Annotated in this window: 3 protein-coding genes; all 3 read right to left on the bottom strand. The window is 57.4% G+C overall.

Features of this window, described 5'->3' with window-relative positions; all coding sequences use genetic code 11:
• Positions 1-391: 391 nt before the first annotated feature.
• Positions 392-1,219, bottom strand: coding sequence for a D-alanyl-D-alanine endopeptidase (gene pbpG / locus AACS18_RS20500; RefSeq protein WP_108613171.1), 828 nt, complete (start codon positions 1,217-1,219; stop codon positions 392-394).
• Between the two features lie 159 nt (positions 1,220-1,378).
• Positions 1,379-2,044: a DedA family protein gene (locus tag AACS18_RS20495; protein WP_005343012.1), complete on the bottom strand. Its 666-nt coding sequence runs from the start codon at positions 2,042-2,044 to the stop codon at positions 1,379-1,381.
• A gap of 18 nt (positions 2,045-2,062) precedes the next feature.
• On the bottom strand, positions 2,063-2,206 hold a 144-nt coding region (locus AACS18_RS23675; RefSeq protein ID WP_308810803.1), incomplete at its 5' end, for a transporter associated domain-containing protein.

The following is a 2,206-nucleotide window of genomic DNA, read 5'->3' as shown; positions in this document are numbered from 1 at the left end:
AGTACCTGGCTACGAACCAGGTGGTCAGAGGTTCGAATCCTCTCGGGCGCACCATACAGACAGCCTCGACTTCGGTCGGGGCTGTTTTTTTATGGGCGATATTTAACTTTTTGGTGCGGATCCCCGTGCGCTGTTGCGGGTGGATCGCCCGTTTACCTGGCAGTTTTTGTCCTCATTTCTTCCCCTTTCTGTGATTGCGCACAGTTCTTCTGAACGGTGCAACCCCTTGCCACCCTTTGCCTCATCTATAGGCGCCCTGTATGCCTGCTGTTGCAACGGCAGATGCCGCGCTGCTCAATCACACTCAGGGTTCGCTCATCAACATCCTGCAAGGCCTGCTGCAGGCAATAAAAAAGGATGCCGCAGCATCCTCTTGTGTTGAGATATTTACTCAGCTTTTCAGCCATTTGCGAATGCGGTTGGCATCGCCGATAGGGGTGCGTTTGCCCACCGAGTTGAGCAGCACAATGGCGAGCTCGCGACTATCCGGTTTGGCGCGCATCACCAGACAGCGCCCCGCTTCGTCAGTGAAGCCGGTCTTGGAGAGGCGTACGTCCCAATCCGGGTTTTTCACCAGCGGGTTGGTGTTGTTGAACATCAGGCTGTAGGCGGGGGCGCTGAAGCGCATCTCCCGGTTCTCATCCTGAGTGAACTGACGGATCAGCGGCTGACGGTAGGCGGCGGCAGCCAGCTTGCCGAGATCCTGGGCGGTAGAGACGTTGCGGGTGGAGAGACCGGTGGAGTCATAGAAGTGGGTATTACGCATACCCAGCTGTCTGGCCTTGTTGTTCATGGCCCGCACGAAGGCGCTGCGACCGCCGGGATAGTGACGCGCCAGTGCCGAGGCCATCCGGTTTTCGGAGGACATCAGCGCCAGATGCAGGGCGTCGCGGCGGGTCACCTTGGTGCCCATGCGGATGCGGGAGTGGGTATGTTTGACCCGATCCAGATCGTTCTTGTCGACAGTGATGGTCTGGTTGAGATTCTGCTTGGCATCCAGCACCACCAGCGCTGTCATCAGCTTGGTGAGGGAGGCGATGGGACGCACCTTAGTGGCATTCTTCTGGTAGAGCGTCTTGCCCGTTTTTACATCCACGACCAGGGCGCTTCTCGAGCGTACTTCCAGTTTGGCAGGGTTGGGTGCCGCGCTGACCGCAGGCAATCCCAACATTCCCATCAACCCGACAACCAGCGCAGCTGCGCGAATCCGACACCACATACAACCGACTCCGTTCCCATCCAAAAAAAGGCGCTAGATTCACTCATTTTTACCCCGGCTTTACAAGGGCCGAGCGGGACTATTTCTGTTATTTGCGCAAAATTGGCGATCAAAAAAGCCCTCTGGTGAGGGCTTTCGGGTCGGGCGTTGGGTGAGGGGTCAATCCCGCGGCTGCGCAGCCCTGCGTTTGCTGATCCAGCGCCAGACCAGCGCCACCATGCCACCCACCAGCAGGGCCACCGGCAGATAGATGATGATGTTGAAGAACTGGGTCTGGTATTCGGCGGCCAGCTTGGTGTGGCTCAGGTAGTAGCCAAACCCGACCAGCGGGCAGATCCACATGATGGAGCTGATCAGATTGACGATGAGGAAGCGCCCCTGCGGCAGCTCGGTAGCTCCCACGATATAGGGGTAGGCGGTGCGCACGAAGGCGATATAGCGCGCGGTGATCAGGGTGATGATCCCGTACTTGTCCAGCAGGTGGTAGACCTTCTGCTGGTGTCGCTCTTCCACGTGGGACATCAGCCGATGGTAGAGCTGGGTGTGGCCGAGAAAGCGCCCCTGCATGTAACCGAGCCAGGTGCCGACAAAGGTGGCCATGATCAACAGCGGGATCACCCCGAGAGACAACACATCCTGATAGATGAGTACGCCGGTGAGGATCAGCAGGCTGTCACCGGGCAGAAAGGCGGTAGGGATGAATCCGTTTTCCAGTACCAGAAACGTCAGAATCACACCACAGATCATGAAGGCCATCTTGGGATCGGAAAGTGTGTTCAGATCGTGATTCATAAAGGCGTGAGCCAGTTGGTAAAACTGCTCCATACTTGCAAACTCCGCAGGTTAGCTGGGTTGATCGGTCAAGGGCATGGCGAGCACCTTGTCGATGCGCAGGCCATCCATGTCAACAATTTCCAGTTGCCACTGTTCCAGTGTCACCAGGTCTCCGGTTTGTGGAACACGACCAAGGAGCAGCATGATAAGCCC

Source organism: Aeromonas sp. HMWF015 (genome assembly GCF_963878965.1).
In the GTDB taxonomy this organism is placed as follows: domain Bacteria; phylum Pseudomonadota; class Gammaproteobacteria; order Enterobacterales; family Aeromonadaceae; genus Aeromonas; species Aeromonas veronii.
This window is presented reverse-complemented; position numbering and strand designations above follow the sequence as displayed.